General features: G+C 73.6%; 4 protein-coding genes. 1 reads left to right on the top strand and 3 read right to left on the bottom strand.

Annotated features, from left to right (window positions below; genetic code table 11):
* Positions 1-19: 19 nt before the first annotated feature.
* The 3 genes from GTR02_RS19290 to GTR02_RS19280 form a co-directional block, all read right to left on the bottom strand.
* Positions 20-1,396, bottom strand: coding sequence for a glucarate dehydratase family protein (locus tag GTR02_RS19290; RefSeq protein WP_240896047.1), 1,377 nt, complete (start codon positions 1,394-1,396; stop codon positions 20-22).
* Positions 1,397-1,485: 89 nt separating this feature from the next.
* Positions 1,486-2,433: an exopolyphosphatase gene (locus GTR02_RS19285; protein WP_166609105.1), complete on the bottom strand. Its 948-nt coding sequence runs from the start codon at positions 2,431-2,433 to the stop codon at positions 1,486-1,488.
* Positions 2,434-2,623: 190 nt separating this feature from the next.
* The gene (locus GTR02_RS19280) at positions 2,624-4,675 is read right to left on the bottom strand and encodes an alkaline phosphatase (protein ID WP_166609104.1); all 2,052 of its coding nucleotides are present in this window, start codon (positions 4,673-4,675) and stop codon (positions 2,624-2,626) included.
* Between the two features lie 270 nt (positions 4,676-4,945).
* On the opposite strand from GTR02_RS19280, the gene GTR02_RS19275 reads away from it, so the two are divergent.
* A complete protein-coding gene (locus GTR02_RS19275; protein ID WP_166609103.1) occupies positions 4,946-5,404 on the top strand; it encodes a GNAT family N-acetyltransferase in 459 nt (152 codons plus the stop codon).
* Positions 5,405-5,429: the final 25 nt, after the last annotated feature.

The following is a 5,429-nucleotide window of genomic DNA, read 5'->3' as shown; positions in this document are numbered from 1 at the left end:
GGCGGGCACGCGCGGCGGGTCACCAGCGGCCCGAGCGGACGGTGAAACCGGGTTCGAACCGTCGCATGTAGCCCGTGTCGTCGCGCGTGCGGACCCCGCAGGCCAGGTACTGCTCGTGCAGGCGGGCCAGCGCGTCGCGGTCCAGCTCGACCCCCAGCCCGGGCGTCGTCGGCACCCGCACCGAGCCGCCGGCGAAGCGCAGCGCACCGGGCACCACGACGTCCTCGTCGGGCGACTTCCACGGCCAGTGGGTGTCGCACGCGTAGTCGAGGTTCGGCGTGGCCGCCGCCAGGTGGGTCATCGCGGCCAGGCTGATCCCGAGGTGGGAGTTGGAGTGCATGGACAGCCCCATCCCGAAGGTCTCGCAGATCCGCCCCAGGTCCTGCGAACGCCGCAGACCGCCCCAGAAGTGGTGGTCGGAGAGGACGACCTGCACCGCATCGGTCAGCACGGCCGGCTTGAGGTGCTCGAACGCCACGACGCACATGTTGGTCGCGAGCGGCTGGGGGACCTCGCGGGCGACCGCGGCCATGCCCTCCAGGCCGGGCGTGGGGTCCTCGAGGTACTCCAGGACGCCGTCGAGCGCGCGGCCCACGGAGATCGAGGTGGGCACCGTCCAGGCGCCGTTGGGGTCCAGGCGCAGCGGGTGGTCGGGGAACTCCGCGCGCAGGGCGCGGATCGCCTCGACCTCCTCCTCGGGGGCGACGACGCCCCCCTTGAGCTTGATGGCGGTGAACCCGAACTCGTCGACCATGCGGCGGGCCTGCGCGACGACGCCGGCGGGGTCGAGCGCCGCGCCCCAGCCGTCGTCGTCCTGCCCGGGGTGGGCGGCCCACTTGTAGAACAGGTAGGCGCTGTAGGCGACCTCCTCGCGCACCGCACCGCCCAGCAGGTCGCTGACGGGGCGCCCGAGGAGCTTGCCCTGCACGTCCAGGCACGCGACCTCGAACGCGGCCAGCACGCGGTTCTCGGTGCCGGAGCCGGTGACCTGCCCGCCCATGCCCTGGTCGCCGCCGTCGGGGTGGCCACCGAGCGACTCCCGCACGGCGCGGGCCACGGCGTGCAGGTCGAACACGTCGACGCCCGCGAGGAGCGGCGCGGCGCGGCGCACCCGCTCCAGGTGCAGGGCGTCCCCGTAGGTCTCGCCGAGCCCGGTGACGCCGTCCTCGGTCACCACCTCGAGGACCGTGCGCAGGGCGAACGGCTCGTGCACCCCCACGTTGTTCAGCAGCGGCGGGTCGCGGAACGCCACCGGGGTCACGGTGACCCCCGTGATCCGGCACCGCGGGGCCGGGGACGGTGTGCCCGGCGGAGCGGCGGGCGAGGCGGGGTGCGCGGTCGGGACGGTGGCGGTCATGGCGTCCTTCGTCGTCGGCAGGAGGCTACGTGCCAGCATCCTGCCACACGTCCACATCAGTGGACAACGAACACCGACGCGGACGTTGGCGTCGCCCGCCCGTCGCGCCCGACGCGACCCGCGTGCCGTCAGCGCGGCGAGCGCAGCGCCGCCACCACGACGCTCAGCGTCTCCTCGGCCTGCTCGTGCGGGACCTGGCAGGTGCCGGCCGCGAGGTGCCCGCCGCCGCCGTAGCCGAGGCACACGGCGCCCACGTCGACGGGGGAGGTGCGGTCGACGATCGACTTCCCGATGGCCAGCACGGTGTTCTGCTTGCCCTTGCCCCACAGCACGTGCACGGAGACCCGAGCCTGCGGGAACAGGGCGTAGACGAGGAACCGGTTGCCGGCGTGGATGACCTCCTCCTCGCGCAGGTCCAGGACGGCGACGTCGCCGTGCAGGGTGGTCACGCGCTGGAGCTGGGCGCGGAACAGCTCCGCCTGGGCCCGGTAGAGCTCGACGCGCTCGGCCACGTCGGGCAGGGCGAGGATCTCCTCGGCGTCCTGGTGCTCGCTGCAGGCCTCGATCAGCTGCATCATCAGCTGGTAGTTCGAGATGCGGAAGTCGCGGAAGCGGCCGAGGCCCGTGCGGCTGTCCATGAGGAAGTTCAGCAGCGTCCAGCCCGTGGGCTCGAGCACCTCGGCGACGTCGTAGGCCGCGGAGTCCGCCTGGTCCACGGCGCGCATGAGCTCGTCGGAGATCCGCGGGAACGCCGCGGCCCCGCCGTAGTGGTCGAACACGACGCGCGCGGCCGACGGGGCGTCGCCCACGATGACGTGGTTCGCCGCCGTCCCGCCCGTGCGCAGGGTCTCGGAGTGGTGGTGGTCGAACACCAGGTGGGCCGCGGGCGCGTACGGCAGGTTCGTCAGGATGTCCCGGTCGGTGATCTCGACCGCACCGTCCTGCACGTCCTTGGGGTGCACGAACGAGATCTCGTCGACGAGACCGAGCTGGCGCAGCAGGACGGCGCACACCAGTCCGTCGAAGTCGCTGCGCGTGACCAGGCGGTAGGTCACCGGCGCGTCCAGGGGCGTCATCAGAGCGTTCACCCCGGTCCCATCGGCGCGCAGGGCCCTGGTCCTGAGCCCGGGAGCCGACCGACCTGGTCCTCGTGCCCCTCGACGTGGACCGGGACCTGGACGTGCCCGGGACGTGGACGTGCCCGGGGCGGTGGTCCGCTCCCGGGCACGTCGTCAGTCGCTGGTCGTCAGGTGCTCGTCCCCGTGGTCAGGCGGGGACCGAGGCGGCGGCGGCCGGGGTGGCCTGCTGCCCCTCGAGAGCCGTGAGGTCCATCTGCGCGACGCCGGACGTGCGGAACTGCGGCACGCGCAGCCCGATCGCGTCCATGATCGCGTGGAACACCTGGGTGTTGTCGAGCACGCCGCTGAAGCCGGCGGCGCCCGGACCGGACGCCACGAGGGCCACGTCCTCCACCGTGTGCACGCAGTTCGTCTCGTCCAGCGGCAGGTTGCCGATCTGGACGACCGAGCCGGGGTCGCGCTCGGGGTTCACGACGGCGAGACCCGTGGTCTCGTCCTCGAGCGCCGGCTGCGCGAGGACCGCGTTGTGCTCGAAGTCGTCGGCGTGGTCCGGGTGGTTGGACCAGCCGAAGAACAGCTGCACGTCCGGGTTCGGGTCGTCGGGGAACCCGTCGCCGTTGCTGTCGACGTACGTCGGGAACCCGGCGTCGGCGTACACGCCGTTGGCCTGGCGGGCGGGGTCGTCCGCCTTCCGGCGGTCGTGCGTGCCCGCGATGCTCATGGCGTGGTTGTGGTCGGCCGTGACGACGATGAGCGTGTCGGTGCGCCCCTCGGCCCACTTCTTCGCCGCACCGACGGCCTGGTCGAGCTCGATGGTGTCGTACAGGGCGCGCGGGCCGTCGAGCGGGTGCTCGGACTTGTCGATCGAGGCGCCCTCGACCATGAGGAAGAACGGCTCGTCCTTGGCCTCGAGGACCGTGAGCGCGGCCTGCGTCATCTCGACCAGCCCGGGCTGGTCGGGGAAGTCGCCGAGGACCGCGGGGTTCGGGGTCACCTGGCGGTCCAGGTACACGTTGAGGTTGCCGTTGGTGAAGGTGCCCAGCAGCTTCTCCGGCGTGCCCTTGGCCAGCACGGCCTGCAGCTCCGCGCGCGTCCCGGCGTACTCGAAGCCCTGGGCCTTGAACTCCGCGACGAGGTCGCGGTCGTCCGTGCGGCGGGAACCCTCGACCGACTGCGGCAGCAGCGTCGCGCGGCCCCCGCCGAGGATGACGTCGGCCTGCTGCTCCGGGCGCAGCGCCTGGTCCATGATGTCGACGTAGGAGGAGCGCAGCCGGGTGTGGGCGAAGACCGCCGCGGGCGTCGCGTCCTGGATCTCGGCCGTCGTCACGATGCCGATGGCCATGCCGGCCGACCGCTTGAGGATCTCCGCCATCGTCTCGACGTGCGGGTGCTTGGTCGGGTCCGGGTCGTTGCCCGCGTAGACGCCCAGCGCGTTCACGGCGGACTTGTGCCCGGTCATGTAGGCGGACATGGAGTTCGCCGAGTCGGTGGCGATCGAGTCCGAACCCGACGTCGTGACGATCGCGCGGTGCTCCATCCGGTCCATCTCGAGCAGGCCGTCGTACTTGCCCTCGGTGATGCCCTTGGAGAGGATCCGCGCACCCGTGATCGCGGCCTGGCCCATGCCGTCGCCGAGGAAGAAGATGACGTTGCGGGCCTTCCTGCCCCTGGCCCGCGCGACGACGACCTCGTGCTGGACGGAGGCCTGCGCGCTGCCGCGGGAGGAGCTCACCTCGGCGGAGACGGTGAACGTGCCGGCCTCGGGGTACGCCAGGCCCGGGTAGGTGACCTCGACGCTCGTCGCGGTGGTGCTCGTGCGCAGCGGCGAGGGGCTCAGCAGCGGCACCGGCCCCCCCTTGCCGGCGACCCGCAGCAGGATGCGCGTGGTCTCGGGGTCGACGCCCGTGGCCTCGATGCGCAGGTCGAAGCGCGACCCGGCCTGGAACTTGGCGCGGGCGATCGGGAGGATCCGCACCGCGGTCGTGGTGGTCGTCGTCGCGGCCGCGAGCGTGCGCCGCCCCGTGAAGGCGTGCGGGTCGCGGTGGTTCAGGACGCTGACGGCCGGCGCGGTGACCGGGGGCGCCGCGGCGGCGGACCGCAGACCCGAGCCCCAGACGACGGCGGTGGCCAGGCCCCCGAGGCCCGTCCCCAGGACCCCGCGGCGGGAGAAGCCCCGGCGGCCGGTCTCGTCGTGGCCCTCGGCCAGGCCCTCGTCCCGGGGGCGTCGTTCGTTCGTCACGTGTCTACCTCTCGTGGGTGCGCTCGCCCGGCGCGGCCCCCGGTGGGGGGCGGGCGCGGGCCTGCTGGCGCACAGGCTCCCAGCGCGACCGCCGCCGCGGGACAACGGCGGGCGAGCGCCCGGCCACGATCGGGGGTCCTCCCGGTGAACGACCCCGCGGCTCGAGGCGCGCGCCCGCCGTCGGCGCGGCAACCCGGTGGACGAGGGCCCGGTGCGGGTGTGATCGTCAGTTGCCGGAGCGGGCCACGCTCCCGTCCGCCAGGAGAGCCCGTGCTGCGCACCGTCACCCCCGCCGACACCCCGCAGGTCGTCGACCTCGTCGTCGCCGCGGGCATGTTCTCCCGCGAGGAGGCGGGCTTCCTCCACGAGGCCCTGCTGCCCGACGGCGACGGCGGCACCTGCCTGGTCGAGGACGCCGACGACGGCGCGGGACTGGCCTCGGTGCTGTTCTACCGTCCCGAGGAGGGGTCGGAGCGGGCCTTCGACCTCACGATGATCGCGGTGCGCCCGGACCTGCAGGGCGGGGGCCGCGGTGCCGCCCTCGTGCGCCACCTCGAGCAGGACCTGCGGGAACGCGGCCAGCGGCTCGTCGTCGTGCGGACCTCGGGCACGCCGCAGTACGACCGGTCCCGGGCCTTCTACCGCGGGCTGGGCTACGCCGAGCACACGCGCGTGCCCGACTACTGGACCGACGGCGACGACCTGGTCCTGTTCACCCGCCGGCTGTGACGGCCACCCGCTCCCGGTGGGGGGT

This window comes from Kineococcus siccus, assembly GCF_009906795.1.
Taxonomy (GTDB): Bacteria; Actinomycetota; Actinomycetes; order Actinomycetales; family Kineococcaceae; genus Kineococcus; species Kineococcus siccus.
Note: the sequence above shows the minus strand (reverse complement) of the source record. Positions and strands in the feature narration are given on the sequence as shown.

Coding starts and splice junctions, on each gene's coding strand:
- GTR02_RS19290 (WP_240896047.1), bottom strand. CDS start 1,396: ATGCTGGCACGTAGCCTCCTGCCGACGACGAAGGACGCCATGACCGCC.
- GTR02_RS19285 (WP_166609105.1), bottom strand. CDS start 2,433: ATGACGCCCCTGGACGCGCCGGTGACCTACCGCCTGGTCACGCGCAGC.